Here is a 17,069-nt window from a genome sequence, read left to right as displayed (position 1 = left end):
ATGACAATGACTGAGCATTCAGCGAACACCGAAACCCATGCATTGCTGCAAAAGAGCCAGATCGTCCATCAGACCAGTCGCGGACCCACAGTCGATGAAGTCGCCAGCGCAGTGCTGCGTCAGGCGCTCGAAGCGCTGTATCCACAACGCAAGATTGATCCCGAGCAGGCCATGATCGGCACGCCACAATGGCAATGGCTAAACGCGGAACGAGTGGCCCTGCCGACCCGATTTGAATCACTGACAGAGGCACTCGTCCGGCAATTTTTCAACGGCTCCAGCGCCAACTATCTGGAGGGTGAACACTTTCTGACCTTGAACCACCAGGCCACGCCAGTGGTGCATATGGATGTCGATATCGAGGCCATTGCCGATCTGCTCAACGATTATGCGCCCCTGTTGTTTGTTGCCTTCGCCGAGCGACAGCTGGATTACTGGAACAGCACCCGACGCCAATTGCCGCGCTGGCAAGAACTCTCCGATGCCCTGCGCGAAGCCCTGAACGTCCATAACGCCGAGGGCTGGGACGATGAACAGTGCCTGGTCGCCCGGGCGATTTCGCGGCGCCCGGACAAACAGGAGCGCCAGCGTCACGACATAACACTGTCGGACATCCGCGTGTGCCTGATCGACATCGACTCGGTCGATGCTCAAGGCGCTGCCCGGCACCTGATTCTGGGCGGCGCCGTGGTGATTTTCGGACGCTATGGCCTGCGCGATCTGGTCATGATGTACACCGTGGAAGATGGTTACGAGACATTCGACTCTCTGCAGCAACTGGGTGAATCACTGCCGCAGCGTATCGAACTGTTGCCGGCCGGACAGAATCTGCAGTGGCAGTTGTTCGAACCCGAGGGCAATTTTTTCGACCACATGGCGTGGGTCCTGATTGCCAACCAGCTCGATGCCATCCGGGCAATCACCCGACAAAGTCTCGACGAGGAGACCGAGGACGGTATCTCCCTTCTGCCCCTGATCGAGCAAGCCAGCGAACCGCAGAAAAACACCCTCATCGACCTCGATGATTCGATACCCGACTGGTTGCTCGACGCTTCGGCTTCCGAGCTCGATCAATACAGCCAGTCGATCAATGCGCTGGGCCAGTTGTACCGGCAGGCAGACAAGGCGCTGATGCCAATCCCGTCGATTGATACGTATGCGCACAATTGCATGCGTGAGGCGATCATTGCCGATCAGCCATCGGCGGCCAGGCTGCCTTTGGACAAATTGCAAATCCGCATCACCAACAGCTTCGAATCGGGAGGCGTGACACTGCCCGATCCGCATGACACCCATATCGAAACCCTGGGCGAGTACGCCTTGCAAAACCGCACGCCGTATCTGGCGACGCTGCAATTCGACCCGCCACAAGCGCTGCCGCAGTGGCTGACTGTCGCCTACCTGACGAAGATGGCAAACAAGATCGACATGGGTGAGGTATACCCCGGCTTGATCAGGGACAGGCTGATCAACGATCCGCTGCAGGCCCCCCTGCAGCAGCGCTTTTACATCCGCCAGTTGCACGCACTGCTGCCGCTGATTGCACTGGAATCCAAGCTGCGTCGCCTCGGCGGCGTGGATGAGCAAGGTTATCGCTGTGTCCAGGAGTGGCTCAAACCGATACCCGGTCATCCACACACTGTGGTCATTCGCCCGCTGACGTTTATCCATGCCGGGGAGACTGTTGGCGATGTTGTCACCAACATGTTCATCATTGCTCCGCGTCTGCCTGGAGCCGGGCCATGCCTGCTGTATCGTCCGCTGCTTGAGCAGCCATTGCTGCAATTCCCCTCAACGCAAAACCTGCTGTACGCCATACATCAGCCAGGCGAATTGAGAGATTCGGTGCTCGCGTGGCTGGCGGATTCGCAAACCAGTTTCAAATATGCCCAATACACCTTCCCCATCGGTCTGCCCAGTCCGTGGCTGGGCGCGCAGTTGCTCGCCGAACCCTGGACCAGCGTCAAGTGGGCCGGGCCGGTCGGGCTTGCCTCCACGGCGCTGACTGGCGACGTGTTCCCGGTGCTGTTCAAGACCCATGCACTGGCGATGGCCGAACTCGCCGACCGACAGTCGTTGTCCAATGCGCAACGCCGCTGGGCCTTGCTGCGAGACAGCGGGTGGGCGTTGTTCAACGTTGCCGCGAACTTTCTCTGCGGCCCGGCAGGCGCGGCGATCTGGGTCTGGCAAAGCATCAGCGAAATCGATCAGGTCGTGGATGCCCACAACCGTGGCGATACCCACGCCCAGTGGAGCGCGGTTGCCGATATGTTGCTGAACCTGGGCATGATCCTGGCCCATCATGCGGCCACCCAACGCACAACCGGCCCCCGCACAGCGTTGCGCAGCGAAGGCGCAAGCGATATCGAAAGCGAAGGACTGCCCCGGATCCAGACCGCCCCTGCACAAGCGCCTGTCCCGCCCACGGTTACACACGTCACCACGCTGTTGAGTGACCCACTCCCGGCCAGCCATTACTCCTCGCTTGAAGCCTACGGCTCGGTGCCCCGGCGTTCGCCCGGTGCCTTGGCAACGTTTCTGAATACTCTGGCCGTGCCGGCTCCCGACCTCACGGTAGCCGCGGTGGAAACCCTGCTGCGCGGCAAGGCGACCCTGTATCGCCTCGCTAACAGCACCTATGCGCAGGCGGGCGATCGCTGGTTCCGCGTGATTGAAAACGATGACCAGCAGGTGCAAATCGTTGATCCGCAGACACCGTCAAAAACCGGTCCGCTGCTGATTCACAACCAGCAAGGCCAATGGTTCGTGGATACCCGACTGCGTCTGCGCGGTGGCGCCGGGGGCACCAGCCTGCAAAGTCAGCTCAAGGCCCAGCGCAAGGAAAAGGAAACCCAGAGGAACCAGCTCGGTACGGCTCTGGAAGCATTCAGAAATCAGGAAGCCGTCGGCAACGCTGCTCTGGAACAAGCCCAGTCAGCCATGCTTGGCGCCTCCGGACAAGCCCACGAAGAGGCGACCCGGCGTTACCTTGAACACGTCGAAAAGCTGATCGGGGATTACGACGAGGCCTTGAAAATACTCGGCCAATGGCGCCTCAAAGGGGGGAGCGATGGCTATTTCGTCGAATTGCAGCGCATGACCACTTTGCTGCAAAAAAACCTCAGCCTCTGGTTCGTTCTCAAACGCAACGCTTACGCAGTATTGACCCGTAAATTGGCTCAACACACGGTCATCAATACACCGCAAGCGCTGCAAAGTTACAACGAGGAACTGCACCAGGCTCTGGCTTTGAGCCAGGACATGATCGCCCGCCTGCAGCTTTCCCGTACCTCCTTGGAAACCCTCGACACCATCGGCAGTGCAGGCATGACCACCGCGCAACGCTTGCGCCAACTGCTCCCGGCGTTTAACCAGTGGGACCTGAAATCCAATGCCATCGGCATGTCTCACGAGTTGTGCATGCAGGAAACAGCCACCGAAGCGGCGCGGGAAGCCACCGGTTGGCTGATAATCGAAGCCGCCACCGCCACACACCGCCATGCCGCCCTGATCAGGAAACCCGACAACGGCGACAGCACGGCGCTGCGCATTGATCGTCTGAGCCGACTGATTGATGTCTATGTCGATGCCGATCAGCGTCTGGGGGACTTGCCAGGCGAATATCCGGGCATGGTGGTTGCGGCAGAACTGACGCGGCTAAGAAGCTTGCTCGGCGAATTCAGACAACTGGCGCAGGAGCAACTGAGCGAACTGCTGCCGGAAACCGGAGCCCGCAGCACGCCGGCCACACCGGGCCCCTCTGTCGCAGGACCGTCCCGACCGGTTGGCAAGGTCACCAAAAGCCGGCCTCGTGACCCTGCGCCCGCCAGGCCCGCAGCCGCCAGCGAATCACCTCTGGAAGAAATGCTTCCCGTCAGACCCACCGCCTCCCCGACGACGCAGGTGGGCGACATCGAGTTCATTGCCGATGCCCTGAACCAGAATGAGCGAGTGCAGGCGTTCATTGACCGGACCCGGCGTGACGCTCTGAGGCCCAACCGCATACCGGCAGACATGCAGGATCTGTTCGATCAGCAGGCTCGGCGACTGGAACAGATTGCTGCCAGCGTCGAACAGGCGCAGGCACGCATTGTCGCCTCTGGAGGCACGCGGTTGCCGGTGGGCAACTTGAGTGCGGAACTCAACAGCGCCGCGATCCGGTTACGTGCTCAAGGCATCGCCGTGCGCGCCAGTCTGCTCAAGGACCGCCAACCTCGACAAGCCTATTTGCAATGGTTGCTGGACAATCATCAGGTACGGATCGTCAGGAACGTCCAGGGCCGGATCAAGACCAAAAAGCGCCAGGATTATTTTCAGGAGTATCAGATACTCGACAGCACCCAGCATGATCAGCCGTTATGGCTCGCGCATTTTCACTACGACTCGCCCGAAGCCGCGCCGGAACAATTCACCGCGGCGCACCTGAAAATCGCCGATGCGCATTTGAAGACCCTCAGCGCAGAACGTCGACAGGCTCTGACAAGTCTGACGCCAATCGATTACGTGCTGCGCCGGATTGGCGATCCGAGCCTGTTCCTGCAACTCGAAGCACAACCGTGATACCGCCGTCGGGCGCGTCGATCCGCGCCCGCTTCAGAGGGTGTGCCACACGGTTCGCAAACGCTCGAGCGCCGCTTCGATTGCGCGCTCAGGCACCGCGGCAAAGCCCAGCACCAGTCCGGCGCGCTGGTCGACCGGGGTCGTGGAATCAGGCAGCCAATAGCTGCTCAGACCATTGATCTCGACGTCAACGCTACGCGCCAGTTCGATCAGTTGGCTTTCACGCGCCACACTGGCGACCGGCACGGTCAGGTGCAGCCCGGCGGCAACGCCGGGCAACTGGCCGACGCCCGGAATTTTCTGCGGCCAGCCACCGAGCAGGACATTGCGTCGGCTCAGCGCCGCGCGGCGCATGCGTCGGATGTGCCGCTGGAAATGCCCGGCGGCCATGAACTCGGCCATCACCGCCTGGGTACTGACTTCGGAGTGACGCACATCCACCGCACGCCTTTGCGCAAATGCCTCCACCAACCCCGGCGGCAACACCAGATACCCCAGGCGCAACGCCGGGAACGCGACCTTGCCGAACGTGCCGACATACAGCACTCGCCCCTGTCGATCGAGAGCGGCCAAAGGCGCCAGCGGCGCGCCGCTGTAACGATACTCGCCATCGTAATCATCCTCGACGATCCAGCCCTGCGTGCGCTCGGCCCAGGCCAGCAATTCGAGGCGGCGGGCCAGACTCATTACCACCCCCGTGGGGTACTGGTGGGATGGCGTGACATAGATAAGGCGGCAATCGGTCAGTCCTGCCAGTTGCTGACAGTCGATTCCCTCGCTGTCCACCGCCACCCCGTGCAACCGGGCACCGGCCACGGCGAAGGCATGACCGGCCGCTCGATACCCGGGATTTTCAATCGCTACGCCGTCGCCCGGCGCTACCAGCAACTGTGCACAAAGGCTTATGCCCTGCTGTGCGCCACTGGTGATCACAATTTGCTCAGCCGTGCACTGCATGCCCCGTGAGCTGCGCAAATAGGCCGCGATCATCCCGCGCAACCGCGCATCGCCCGCCGGATCGCCATAACACAACTGCTGCAAATCCGGCTTGCGCCAGAAAGCCGCGTTCAGCTTGGCCCAGACGTCAAACGGGAACAGATCGAAGGCTGGAACGCCGACCCGAAAAGCACGCGGCGGACCACTGGGTGGCAGGGCCAGATGATTGTTTTCAACCCGCCGCAATGCATCGCTGTGGATAACTTTACTGGATGGAACCACAGGTAAATCCAGCCAATTTGTGGATAAGGCTGTGGGTAAGCTTGTTGAAAACCCTGTGGATACTTTTGTGGATAGTTTTTTTGTGGGCAATGCGCTTTGCGGCAATTGCGCCACATACGTGCCGTCCCCGACGCGGCCCTCGATGAAGCCTTCGGCGTACAACTGATCGTAGGCGCGCACCACGCTGTTGCGGGAAATCGCCAATGCCGCCGCCAGATCACGGCTGGCCGGCAGCCGCGTGCCACTGGCCAGACGCCCGTCCAGCACCCGCAGGCGCAGCGCCTGATAGAGCTGGCGGCTCAAACCCTGACGGCGGTCGAGCTCGATACCGGCCGGATTAAACGGCATGGACAGCGTGGGCGATTCGGGCATGACAATGGACCTATGAAATTGGTCATCAATGGCTCTTACAACAGACCAATAGCCTGCCTAGGATGCAGGCATTCGCCAAGGAAAATCTATCCATGTACACGCCCCGCGCCTTTGCCATCGACGAACTGTCGCAACTGCACGAACTGATCCTCGCCACTCGCCTCGCGATTCTGGTGAGCCACGGTGAAAACGGCCTTCAAGCCAGCCACGTGCCAGTGCTGCTGCACCGCGAACAGGGTCCGAACGGCACGCTGTACGGGCACCTGGCCAAAGCCAATCCGCAATGGAAAGACCTGCGCGACGGCGCTGAAGCGATGCTGATTTTTGCCGGCCCCGACGCCTACGTCAGCCCGGGGTTTTACCCGAGCAAGGCCGAGCACGGCAAAGTCGTGCCGACCTGGAACTACGTCGCCGTGCACGCCTACGGCCACGCCGAAACCTTCAGCGACGGCGGGCGCCTGCTCGACATCGTCAGCACGCTGACTGATCGCCATGAAGCCGGTCGCGCACAACCGTGGAAGGTCGACGATGCGCCGGCCGACTACATCGACGGCATGCTCAAGGCCATCGTCGGTTTCGCCATTCCCATCGACCGCCTCGAAGGCAAGCGCAAGCTCAGCCAGAACCGCAGCGCCGAAGACATTGCCGGCGTGCGCGAAGGCCTGGCTGCCAGCCCCGACATCGCCGACCGAACCCTCGCCCACTTGATGCGTTAAGGAAATCAGCATGAGTCAGATCCAGATCCGCCCGGTGACCGCCGGTGATCACGCCGCCTGGTTGCCGCTGTGGCAGGCCTACCTGCGCTTCTACAATACCGAGTTGCCGGACGCCGTCACGCACAGCACCTGGCAGCGTTTCCTCGACCCGAGCGAACCAACCCACGCCGCCCTCGCCTGGGCTGACGGCAAAGCAGTGGGCATGGTGCATTTCATTTATCACCGCTCCAATTGGAGCATCGAAAACTCCTGCTACCTGCAGGACCTGCTGGTGGCGCCGGAGACTCGTGGCACCGGCGTCGGTCGCTTGCTGATCGAACACGTCTACGCCACTGCCAAGGCCGACGGTTGCTGCAAAGTGCATTGGCTGACCCACGAAACCAATGCCACCGCGATTCAGCTCTACGAGCGCATCGCCGAGCGCCCGGGATTCATCCAGTTTCGCAAAGCCATTTAAGGAGCCGCGTACATGACCACTGCACTTGCCGACTGGAAAGGCGTCCCCGCCCCCACCGCCACCTTGCTCGAAGGCCGCTTCATCCGCCTGGAACGCCTCGACCCGGCGCGCCACGGCGACGAGTTGTTCAACGCCCTCGAAGGCCCCGGCGCCGACCCGAAGCTGTGGGATTACTTGCCCTATGGGCCGTTCCCCGAGCGCAGCGTTTTCAATGACTGGTTGAACAACCATGCGGCCAGCAGCGATCCGTATTTCTTCAGCGTGATCGACCGCGTCACGGGCCAGGTGCAAGGCATTCTGAGCCTGATGTCGATCGTCCCGGCGCAGGGGCGCATCGAGATCGGCCACGTCACCTTCGGTGCGCCAATGCAACGTTCACCGAAGAGTACCGAAGCGGTTTACCTGTTGGCCAAATACGCCTTCGAACAGGGCTATCGTCGCCTGGAATGGAAGTGCAACAACGGCAACGCCCGCTCCAAATACGCCGCCGAACGTCTGGGTTTCAGCTTCGAAGGCGTGTTCCGCCAGCACATGGTGGTCAAGGGCCAGAACCGCGATACCGCGTGGTATTCGATTGTGGATTCGGAGTGGCCGGCGATTGCGACAGGGTTCGAGCAGTGGTTGAGCGATGCCAACCAGACGCCGACCGGGCAGGTGAAAGGTTTGGTCGAGTGCCGTAATTAAATCGTCAAAGCAAAAGATCGCAGCCTGCGGCAGCTCCTACAGGGTGAACGTCAATCCCATGTAGGAGCTGCCGCAGGCTGCGATCTTTTGATCTGTTGTTTACCCCAACTTTTGCGCCAGCACCGCGATGTGTTCCGGGCCGATCCCGCAGCAACCGCCCAGGTGACTGGCACCACGCTGCTGCCAATCCTTCGCCCAGTGCAGATACCCTGGCGGATCCAGATCGTCGCGCAGCGGGTCGAGACCGTCGTTAGCGGTCGCCTCTTTCGGTTGCGGTGGAAACGCATTGGCATACGCGCCGATATGAATCTGCACACCCAGGCGTTCGAAGGTATCGCGCGCCGCATCAATCGCCGCACCGATCACTTCCGGCTGGCTGCAGTTGAACAGCAGCGTCTCGACGCCCAATTCCGCCGCCACCGCCGCTGCTTCGGCCACCGGTTCGCCGGAACGCAGACGCGGCACCTCATCGGTGTCTTCATCCTTCAAAGTAAACGACAGCCAGAACGGTTTGCCGTCCTGCGGCAGACCGGCGCGAATGGAACGCGCCTCGATGATCGAGCTCTGGGTTTCCGCGAGCCACAGGTCGACATGTGGCGCCAGGCCGGTCACCAGTGGCGTCAGCAATTCGTTCACCCGCGCCGCTTCGAACAGATCCGGGCGATAGGAGCCGAACAGCGGCGGCAACGAACCGGCCACTCGCACCGCTTTGCCCGAGGCCTGCACCGCACGCTGCGCCAGCTCTCCGGCCAACGCCGCCAGTGCCTGACCTTCAGCGGCAAACCGCGCCTCGCCGATGTGAAACGGCACGACCGCATAGCTGTTGCTGGTGATCACATTGGCGCCGCTGGCGATGTAGGCGGCGTGCACCGCTTCGACAGCTTGCGGTGCTTCGATCAGGGCCAGCGCCGACCACTCGGGCTGCCGAAACGGCGCCCCGGCGCGTTGCAACTCACGGCCCATGCCGCCATCGAGAATTACCGTGCTTGCTGTGCCCATATGCTTTTCGCTCATATGCTTATGAAAATTACTCACTACCAGAGTGGTTCTTATAACTATTTAATACGCACCATTCGGTTAATAACAACCCCTTTTTTTCAGGTGTCGACTGTGAAACTTCAACCGCTACTGGCCCTGGGCCTGACGATTCTGGCCGCGTCCACTCAAGCCTTCGGCGGCGCCACACTCGATCGCGTCGAACAGAAAAAACAACTGGTCGGCGTGCTGATGGAAAGCTACCCACCCTTCTCGTTTCTCAATGAGCAGAATCAGCTCGACGGCTTCGACGTGGACGTCGCCAAAGCCGTTGCGGACAAGCTGGGGGTCAAGCTGCGCCTCGAAACACCCTCCTGGGACGTGATCGCTGCCGGCCGCTGGAGCGGGCGCTATGACATCTGCATCTGCTCCATGACCCCGAGCAAGGCGCGCGCCGAAGTGTTCGATTTCCCGGTCGAGTACTACGCCTCGCCCGCCGTGATCGTGGTCAACGCCAAGGACGATCGCATCCACGGCGCCAAAGACTTGAGCGGCAAGAAAGTCGGCCTGACCAGCGCCTCCAGCTACGAAAGCTATCTGAACAAGAATCTGGTCATCGAAGGCGCCGAAGACACGCGTCTGGAGTACCCGTTCGAGGATGTGCAGATCGCTCCGTACGATACCGACAACGTTGCCTTCCAGGACCTGGGCCTGGGCGCCGGTGTGCGCCTGGACGCCATCCTCACCAACCTGGTGACCGCGCAGCCGCGCCTGAATCAGGACCAGCGCTTCAAACTGGCCGGCGCGCCGCTGTACTCGGAGCCGAACTCGGTGGCCATCGAAAAGGGTGATGCCGAGTGGGACGCCAAAGTGCGCGAGGTGTTTGCGCAACTCAAGCAGGACGGCACGCTGAGCAAGCTGTCGCAGAAATGGATCGGCGCCGATATCAGCCAATGACTGCCTTCCCGACACCTCCACAGCCGCCGCAACCGGTGGCTGAATCGCGCCTGCAACGGCTGCTTGGTTTCCGCACGCGCCTGTACCTGACCTGGGCGGCGATGTTCAGCCTGTTTGCCGGTTTTTTCCTCAGCTTCGACCTGAAGCTCTCGATCATCCTCGACAAGCTGCCGAATCTGCTCGGCGTGCACCTGGCGCCCAACGGCTTTCTGCAGGGCGCGGCCCTGACCCTGTTTCTCTGCGCCTGCGCGATCGTCGCCTCGTCCTTGCTGGGCTTCGTCACCGCTCTGGCGCGCCTGTCGAAAAGCGCCGTGGCATTCGGGATCGCCAGTTTCTACACCTCGTTCTTTCGCGGCACGCCGCTGCTGATCCAGATCCTGCTGATCTACCTCGGCCTGCCGCAACTGGGTGTGGTGCCCGGCGCGGTGGTGGCGGGGATCATTGCCCTGTCACTTAACTACGGCGCCTACCTCAGCGAAATTTTCCGCGCCGGTATCCTCGGCGTGCCCTACGGCCAACGCGAAGCTTCGCTGGCGCTGGGCATGCGCGAGAGCGTGATCTTCTGGCGCATCACCCTGCCCCAGGCGATGCGCACGATCATCCCGCCGACCACCAACCAGTTCATCTCGATGCTCAAGGACTCGTCACTGATCTCGGTGATGGGCGTCTGGGAAGTGATGTTTCTGGCGCAGTCTTACGGACGCTCGAGCTACCGCTATATCGAGATGCTGACCACGGCGGCGATCATCTACTGGCTGATGTCGATCGGTCTGGAGCTGATCCAGGCGCGCATGGAGCGGTATTACGGCAAGGCTTATGTGCGGCGTAGATAGGTTAATCAGCACCTTGCGCCAGCGTCGGTTTTTAATTGATCTCTCGTCGGATCCGCACCACGCCCATTTTCAGTCCAAACGGACGAAACACCGCATTCAACGATTTCAATGTCTGATTGCCCTCGCCATGCTCGATATGCACCAGCGTGCGAACCGATATTTTGCACATCCTGGCAAACTGGGTTTGATGCAGACCGGTCACTTCCACGCGTAGACGACGAACCGCTTCACCGATCTCCAGTGTCCCTTGGGCCAGCGCCTCTTGAATGTTTTCGATGAGCACCGTGCGCTCGGCTACTGTCATGCTCATTTCAGATCCCACTCTTTCAAGCGTTGCTCCAGATTTTTCAGATGGATTCCCGGGTGGTTCATCGTTCTGTCGGGCAAACCACTCGCCGTCAATATGTCGGGGAGCGCCGACAGACGCTGGGCATCTTCACGCAAGCGTTCGAAAGGATCTGATGCGTCGGTCAAACCTGCCAAAGGGTCTTTAGGATCGGTGATATCAGCCAATGCGCGGCACACTCCCCGCCAATCGACCTCTCCCGCCCTCTCCAGATCTTTTGGCCATTTGGTTGTACGGGTCACACCCTCGTCATCCATGACCATCGGGGCCAAGTCATAGATCGGCGCCAGACGAAACGAACTTTCCTGGCGAATTATCGCGGTGTTACGACCATGGTTATCCGAGTTACCGAGGATCTTGTTGATCAGGTCCCGACGTAAGTAATCCGTCACCAGTGCGGGAATCTGACTGGCCTGTCCTGCTTTTCGCCAGAGCCCGGCGAGCATGCGGATGACATCCATATGGTTCATTGCACTTCCCGGCGCCGTTACTTGAGCCAGTGAATAAATCGACTCGACAGCAAAACGACTGACTTCACCGTTCGTTACTTCTCGATCAAAGCGCTGCATCCACAAGCTCGGCTTACTCGCCTCTTCTAGTGCCAAACCTTCTACCGCGATCGTTTCAATGCCGAGTTTCTGAAGCGCCTTGTAGTAATGGAACTCGCTGCGCAGGATATCTTGATCGACCAGACTTCCTTTGTTTCTGGCAAATTTTATAAACCAATGCTGCCTGACCTCTTCATCGCCCAATACCGCATCGGGGTACAAAAGGCCGGCCTTGTTTTCAGTCAACAATAGCTTCGGTGCTTCACCGCCTGCCCCTGTAGCACCACCAATTGCCGCACCTTGCTCATAGGCATATTCCAGAAAGCGACTGTCGCGGTGAACAACATCCTCACGCTTGAATCCGATGGGCTCACGCTCATCGACAGCCTCGGCCGACTCTTTTATGCGCATATTGCCAATGGGAGCTGGAGTGCTCTGGCCGAGCAGATACAGATCGGCACCGATATGCGCCGGTTTCTCCTGCCCCAGACGCGCAAGCAGAAATCTTTTTGCCGCTCCTGCGGGGGCAGTGTCATAGACAAATGCGGGCGTACTGGAGCGTCGCCCTTCCCAATCCAATGGATACAACGCACTGACGGCCTTGGAAAACGGAGAGCCTGTGGCTTCAATATTTTCGACAAGGTATGGCGTCTCGTAGCCGAAGCTGCAGCGACTTTCGAACCCCTTTTCAGGATTGTCGAACCTGAGAATCATTGCGTCGTGCCATTTTCCAGCACTGAATATCTGTAATGTCAGGTCGTACATGTCTCGACACCTGCATTTAATTGCATTCAAACAGGCGATTTATTGCCCGCAGATGCAATATAGTGCATTTCGACGGATGATGGGGCGTTGCAATCTGCAACAAAATGCAGATACGACTGAGCTTAAGATCATCTGAACGCAAAATAATGCAGGTCATCCTCCGACTTCATTCTGTAAGAACCCCTCGATTTACGGACCGCCCGCTAGTAACAAAAGGCCCTCCATCCATGCCTTTCTCGCCCTGCAGCGGCGAGATTGGAAGCAACAGTCGCAACCACGGGTTGATCGGCACTGGCAAATGAATTTCTGATCATTACAAGCGGCTAATGGCAATTCAATTTGTAGGAAAAGACAACGCGACGGCACGACGTAATCCGCCAATTTTTGTCGAGCCGCTCTTTTCCGAAGATCAAACAGACGCAGCCCGCAGCACCGAGCGATCCGGCTGACATCGGCGCCTGCCGGCTCCAACTTAGAGTTTGGCCTCCTTCCACGAGAGGCTGAACTCGATGCCCGTTCAATTCCACTTTCGACCAAAACACCTGACATTAGCCATTGCTTTGGCCATGGGATGTGCCGATCTGTCCATGGCTCAGGACGCACCGCCTGAAACTCAAGGCATCTCTCCCGCTTACCCTGAAACATTCAAATCAGCGATCAACGCTTTCACCAATCATCCGGAAACCGTCCAACTGAAGGTCAGCAAAGCCTATCCGGCACAGGAGGGTGTGGCGCTGGCGCTCGATGAGCGCAATGACCTTGTCACAGTGCAATCTCGGGGCAGTTTCGCCGGCCTGGTCGACGGTGGCGGGGGCGATAACCTGCTGCAACTCGACGCGAACAGGAAAGGCGTGCTGGGTGAAACCCGTAACTTCAGTGGGCTGGAGGTCAGGCGCGGGAGCTGGACCCGCAGCGGACCGGGTGATTTCAGCCTCGGTGTACTGGTTCATCCGAAGGCTCTGCTGGTCAATGAAGGGCAAATTCTGGGCTCGGCAGTGACCGAGGGCATCTTGATCAACAAAGGGGCGATCAATGGCGGCGCCACTGTCGCGTCTGGCGGCGACCTCACCAACCAGGGCCTGATTGACGGCATGGTGGAGGTTCAGGAAAACGGCCATATAGCCGGGAATGGTGCGGTTAATCATTTGAACGTGTACGGACGCATGACCGTCGACGATGTCTACGGCGCCCCCAAGGTCGCGGGAGATCTGCGCCTGACCCGTTCTGCCGTGCTGGCCTATGCCGTGGATGCCTCCGGTAACAGTCCGACCGTGATCGTCAAGGGAACTGCTCATTTGGGTGACGCCACCCTGAAACTCGTCACCGCCGGCGACTACCCGCAAAGCAGTCAGCACACCGTTCTGGAAGCGGGAAAGATTGAGGGACAGTTCGGCACCATTGAAAACGATCTGGCATACATGACCCCGACGCTGCACTACGAAACACAACGAGTGGGCTTGCTCTATGCCCGTAACGATGTGCCGCTCGAAAACCTTGCGACCACGCAGAATAGTCAGGCGCTCGCGCAAAGCATTGACGAGACACCCTCCACCCCTCAGCAACCTCAGCAACCTCAGCAACCTCAGCAACCTCAGCAACCTCAAGAACCTGCGGTATCTCGCCAACCAAGCACAGCCATGGGCGCGGCCACACCTCAAAATACTGCCGTCACGGCCCTGCTCGGCGCCAGCAAGCCAACGGCCAGCGTGGCTCTCGAACAACTCGCCGCCGGCAGCAACGCCAACCTCGCCAAAGCCACACTGAGCAGCGTCAATCCGCTCAGCGCCAGCATGCTTTCGGCCATGCATCAACTGGACAGCGCCAATGGAGCGCGGAGCTCAGGGAATGCACCACGTCTGGCTGCTTCCGACGAAGGCAATGGACGGGTCTGGCTGCAAGCGCTGGGGCATGGCGGCAAGGTCGACCGGGACGCCGACAGTGTCCTGAAGCATTCCACTCAAGGTCTGATCATGGGGGCCGACTGGCGAATCGACGAGCAATGGCATGTCGGCCTGATGGGCGCAAAAGCGCAAACCCGCTTCGATGCCCGGCAGTTCGACGGTGATCTCGACAGCTGGCACCTCGGCGCCTACGCGCTGCGTCAGGACGGCCCGTTCGCCCTGCGCCTGGGCGCCTCGTACGGTAGTCATGACGGCAGTGGCAAACGTCGCGTTGCCTTCAATGGTTTCAGTGATCGCCTCAAGAGCAGCTATGACGCCAGCACCCAGCAGGTGTTTGCCGAAGTCGGCTACAACCTGGGACGTGGCAACGTCAGCTTCGAACCGTTCGCCAGTGTCGGTTATCAACGCTACCAGCGTGATGGTTACACCGAGAAAGGTGGCAATGCGGCGCTCAAGGTTCAGGGGCAGACCCGGGCGAACCCGAGCAGCACCGTCGGCCTGCGCCTGGCGAAAACCAGTCACCTGGCCAACGGCATGCAGTTGACGCCACGTCTCAGCGCCAGCGTGAAACATACCTACGGCGAGCTCGATAACGAAACGCGCCAGCAACTGGTCAAGGGTGGCAGAAGCTTTAAAGTCGCCGGGGCCGAGATGGATCGCAACAGCTTCACGCTGGACGCCGGTCTGGATCTGACCCTGTCCGCCCGTAACACTCTGGGCGTTGGGCTCACTGGCGAGGCCGGTAGCGACAGCCGCAGTTACGGCGTGATGGGCCAGTGGCGCATGGCGTTCTGACACAAAGCGACGTGTAGCTGCCGCAGGCCCGAGCCTTCGGCAGCTCCTACAGAGAACGGCATATTGCAGGCGAAAAAAAAGGGGAGCACATGCCCCCCCCGAGGTTTAAAACGTTGAATCGCGGCAGTTATCTCAGCCTTCGATCTCGATCAGGATTTCGCCAGGATTCACCCGGTCGCCCTTGGCCACATGGATGGCGGTGACCTTGCCGGCAATCGCTGCCTGAACTTCGGTTTCCATCTTCATCGCTTCGGTGATCAGCACCGACTGGCCAGCCTTGACGGTGTCGCCTTCCTTCACCAGCACATCGACGATGTTGCCCGGCATGGTGGTGCTGACGTGGCCCGGTGCCGATGCTTGTTTGCGTTTGCTGCTGCCACCGCCGACAAATTCGTTGAGCGGTTCGAACACCACTTCTTCCGGCATGCCATCGATGGACAGGTAGAAGTGACGCTTGCCTTCGGCCTTCACGCCGACACCGGTGATGTCGACGCGGTAGGTTTCGCCGTGGACGTCGATGACAAACTCGGTCGGCACGCCTTCGCCGCCGGCCTTCGCCACACCACCGGCCTCAGGGATCGGCAACAGCACTTCCGGAACGAGAGTGCCGGCGGCACGCTCTTCGAGGAATTTGCGGCCGATGTCCGGGAACATGGCGAAAGTCAGCACGTCTTCTTCAGACTTGGCCAGTGCGCCAATGTCGGCACGCAGCTTGGTCATCTCCGGCTTGAGCAGATCGGCCGGACGTACGTCGATCACCTCTTCGCTGCCGATGGCCTGACGACGCAGTTTTTCGTTGACCACGCCCGGCGCCTTGCCGTAACCGCCCTGCAGGTACAGCTTCACTTCGTTGGTGATGGTCTTGTAACGCTCGCCGGCCAGCACGTTGAAGAACGCCTGGGTGCCGACGATCTGCGAAGTCGGGGTCACCAGTGGCGGGAAACCAAGGTCTTCACGCACCCGCGGGATTTCCGCCAGCACTTCGGCCATGCGGTTCAGTGCGCCCTGCTCTTTCAGCTGGTTGGCGAGGTTGGAGATCATCCCGCCCGGTACCTGGTTGACTTGCACGCGGGTATCGACTGCGGTGAACTCGCTTTCGAACTGGTGGTACTTCTTGCGCACGGCGTAGAAGTACAGACCGATTTCCTGCAGCAGCTCCAGGTTCAGACCGGTGTCGTACTCGGTGCCTTTGAGCGCAGCAACCATCGACTCGGTGCCTGGATGGCTGGTGCCCGAGGCGAAGCTGGAGATCGCGGTATCAATGTGATCGGCACCATTTTCGATGGCTTTCAATTGGCACATCGCCGCCAGACCCGCCGTGTCATGCGAGTGGATGAACACTGGCAGCGACTGCTCGGCTTTCAGTGCGCGAACCAGTTCGCCGGTGGCGTACGGTGTCAGCAGACCGGCCATGTCCTTGATCGCCACCGAGTCGCAACCCATGGCTTCCATCTGCTTGGCTTGCGCCACAAACGCGTCGATGGTGTGCACCGGGCTGGTGGTATAGGCGATGGTGCCCTGAGCGTGTTTGCCGGCAGCCTTCACCGCTTCGATCGCTACGCGCAGGTTACGCACGTCGTTCATTGCGTCGAAGATGCGGAACACGTCGATGCCGTTGACCGCTGCCTTGGCAACGAAAGCTTTGACCACGTCGTCGCTGTAGTGGCGGTAGCCCAGCAGGTTCTGCCCGCGCAGAAGCATTTGCAGACGGGTGTTGGGCAGCGCGGCGCGCAGTTGGCGCAGACGCTCCCACGGGTCTTCTTTCAGAAAGCGCACGCAGGCGTCGAACGTCGCACCGCCCCAGCACTCCAGCGACCAGTAGCCGACCTTATCGAGCTTGTCGCAGATCGGCAGCATGTCTTCAGTGCGCATGCGGGTGGCGAGCAGCGATTGGTGAGCGTCGCGCAGGATGGTGTCGGTTACGAAAATTTTCTTGGACATT

The 17,069-nt window shown here is 60.1% G+C and carries 12 protein-coding genes; 7 read left to right on the top strand and 5 right to left on the bottom strand.

All coding sequences use genetic code 11. The features are described from left to right. Positions 1-6 precede the first annotated feature (6 nt). A complete protein-coding gene (locus tag ACM6I7_RS12815) occupies positions 7-4,560 on the top strand; it encodes a hypothetical protein (protein WP_414888687.1) in 4,554 nt (1,517 codons plus the stop codon). A 33-nt stretch (positions 4,561-4,593) separates the two neighbouring features. Here ACM6I7_RS12815 and ACM6I7_RS12810 read toward each other — a convergent pair whose 3' ends face one another. Next, positions 4,594-6,150: a PLP-dependent aminotransferase family protein gene (locus ACM6I7_RS12810; protein WP_097089437.1), complete on the bottom strand. Its 1,557-nt coding sequence runs from the start codon at positions 6,148-6,150 to the stop codon at positions 4,594-4,596. Between the two features lie 92 nt (positions 6,151-6,242). On the opposite strand from ACM6I7_RS12810, the gene ACM6I7_RS12805 reads away from it, so the two are divergent. Genes ACM6I7_RS12805 through ACM6I7_RS12795 form a run of 3 tightly spaced genes read left to right on the top strand, consistent with a single transcriptional unit; the run spans position 6,243 to position 8,007 of the window. Then, a complete protein-coding gene (locus ACM6I7_RS12805) occupies positions 6,243-6,866 on the top strand; it encodes an FMN-binding negative transcriptional regulator (protein ID WP_027610354.1) in 624 nt (207 codons plus the stop codon). 10 nt (positions 6,867-6,876) lie between these two features. Then, positions 6,877-7,323, top strand: coding sequence for a GNAT family N-acetyltransferase (locus tag ACM6I7_RS12800; RefSeq protein ID WP_064589872.1), 447 nt, complete (start codon positions 6,877-6,879; stop codon positions 7,321-7,323). Positions 7,324-7,335: 12 nt separating this feature from the next. Further along, positions 7,336-8,007 (top strand): GNAT family N-acetyltransferase, encoded by a 672-nt coding sequence (locus ACM6I7_RS12795; protein ID WP_414888686.1) that lies wholly within the window; start codon positions 7,336-7,338, stop codon positions 8,005-8,007. A gap of 99 nt (positions 8,008-8,106) precedes the next feature. On the opposite strand, the gene ACM6I7_RS12790 is transcribed toward ACM6I7_RS12795, so the two are convergent. Then, the gene (locus tag ACM6I7_RS12790) at positions 8,107-9,006 is read right to left on the bottom strand and encodes a homocysteine S-methyltransferase family protein (protein WP_027610351.1); all 900 of its coding nucleotides are present in this window, start codon (positions 9,004-9,006) and stop codon (positions 8,107-8,109) included. A 111-nt stretch (positions 9,007-9,117) separates the two neighbouring features. Between ACM6I7_RS12790 and ACM6I7_RS12785 the strand changes: the two genes are divergently transcribed. Both ACM6I7_RS12785 and ACM6I7_RS12780 read left to right on the top strand, forming a co-directional pair. Beyond that, positions 9,118-9,939, top strand: a complete 822-nt coding sequence (locus ACM6I7_RS12785) for an ABC transporter substrate-binding protein (RefSeq protein ID WP_027610350.1) — start codon at positions 9,118-9,120, stop codon at positions 9,937-9,939. After that, entirely contained in the window at positions 9,936-10,772 is an 837-nt protein-coding gene (locus tag ACM6I7_RS12780) for an amino acid ABC transporter permease (protein WP_414888685.1), read from the top strand. The genes ACM6I7_RS12785 and ACM6I7_RS12780 overlap by 4 nt, the downstream gene beginning before the upstream one ends. A 31-nt stretch (positions 10,773-10,803) precedes the next feature. Here the strand turns inward: ACM6I7_RS12780 and ACM6I7_RS12775 are convergent, their stop codons facing one another. Next, complete coding sequence (locus ACM6I7_RS12775) at positions 10,804-11,082, bottom strand: helix-turn-helix domain-containing protein (protein WP_027610348.1); 279 nt, start codon at positions 11,080-11,082, stop codon at positions 10,804-10,806. Next, positions 11,079-12,431 carry a HipA domain-containing protein gene (locus ACM6I7_RS12770; protein ID WP_414888684.1) on the bottom strand — a complete coding sequence of 451 codons (1,353 nt, stop codon included), beginning with the start codon at positions 12,429-12,431 and terminating at the stop codon, positions 11,079-11,081. Before ACM6I7_RS12770 ends, ACM6I7_RS12775 begins: the two co-directional genes overlap by 4 nt. 509 nt (positions 12,432-12,940) lie before the next feature. Between ACM6I7_RS12770 and ACM6I7_RS12765 the strand changes: the two genes are divergently transcribed. Continuing rightward, on the top strand, positions 12,941-15,127 hold the full coding sequence (locus ACM6I7_RS12765; protein WP_414888683.1) for an autotransporter domain-containing protein: 2,187 nt from the start codon (positions 12,941-12,943) through the stop codon (positions 15,125-15,127). Positions 15,128-15,259: 132 nt separating this feature from the next. Here ACM6I7_RS12765 and oadA read toward each other — a convergent pair whose 3' ends face one another. Then, entirely contained in the window at positions 15,260-17,068 is a 1,809-nt protein-coding gene (gene oadA / locus ACM6I7_RS12760) for a sodium-extruding oxaloacetate decarboxylase subunit alpha (RefSeq protein ID WP_097089427.1), read from the bottom strand. Position 17,069: the final 1 nt, after the last annotated feature.

This window comes from Pseudomonas sp. IT-93MI4 (assembly GCF_949767635.1).
Lineage (GTDB): Bacteria > Pseudomonadota > Gammaproteobacteria > Pseudomonadales > Pseudomonadaceae > Aquipseudomonas > Aquipseudomonas putida_A.
Note: the sequence above shows the minus strand (reverse complement) of the source record. Positions and strands in the feature narration are given on the sequence as shown.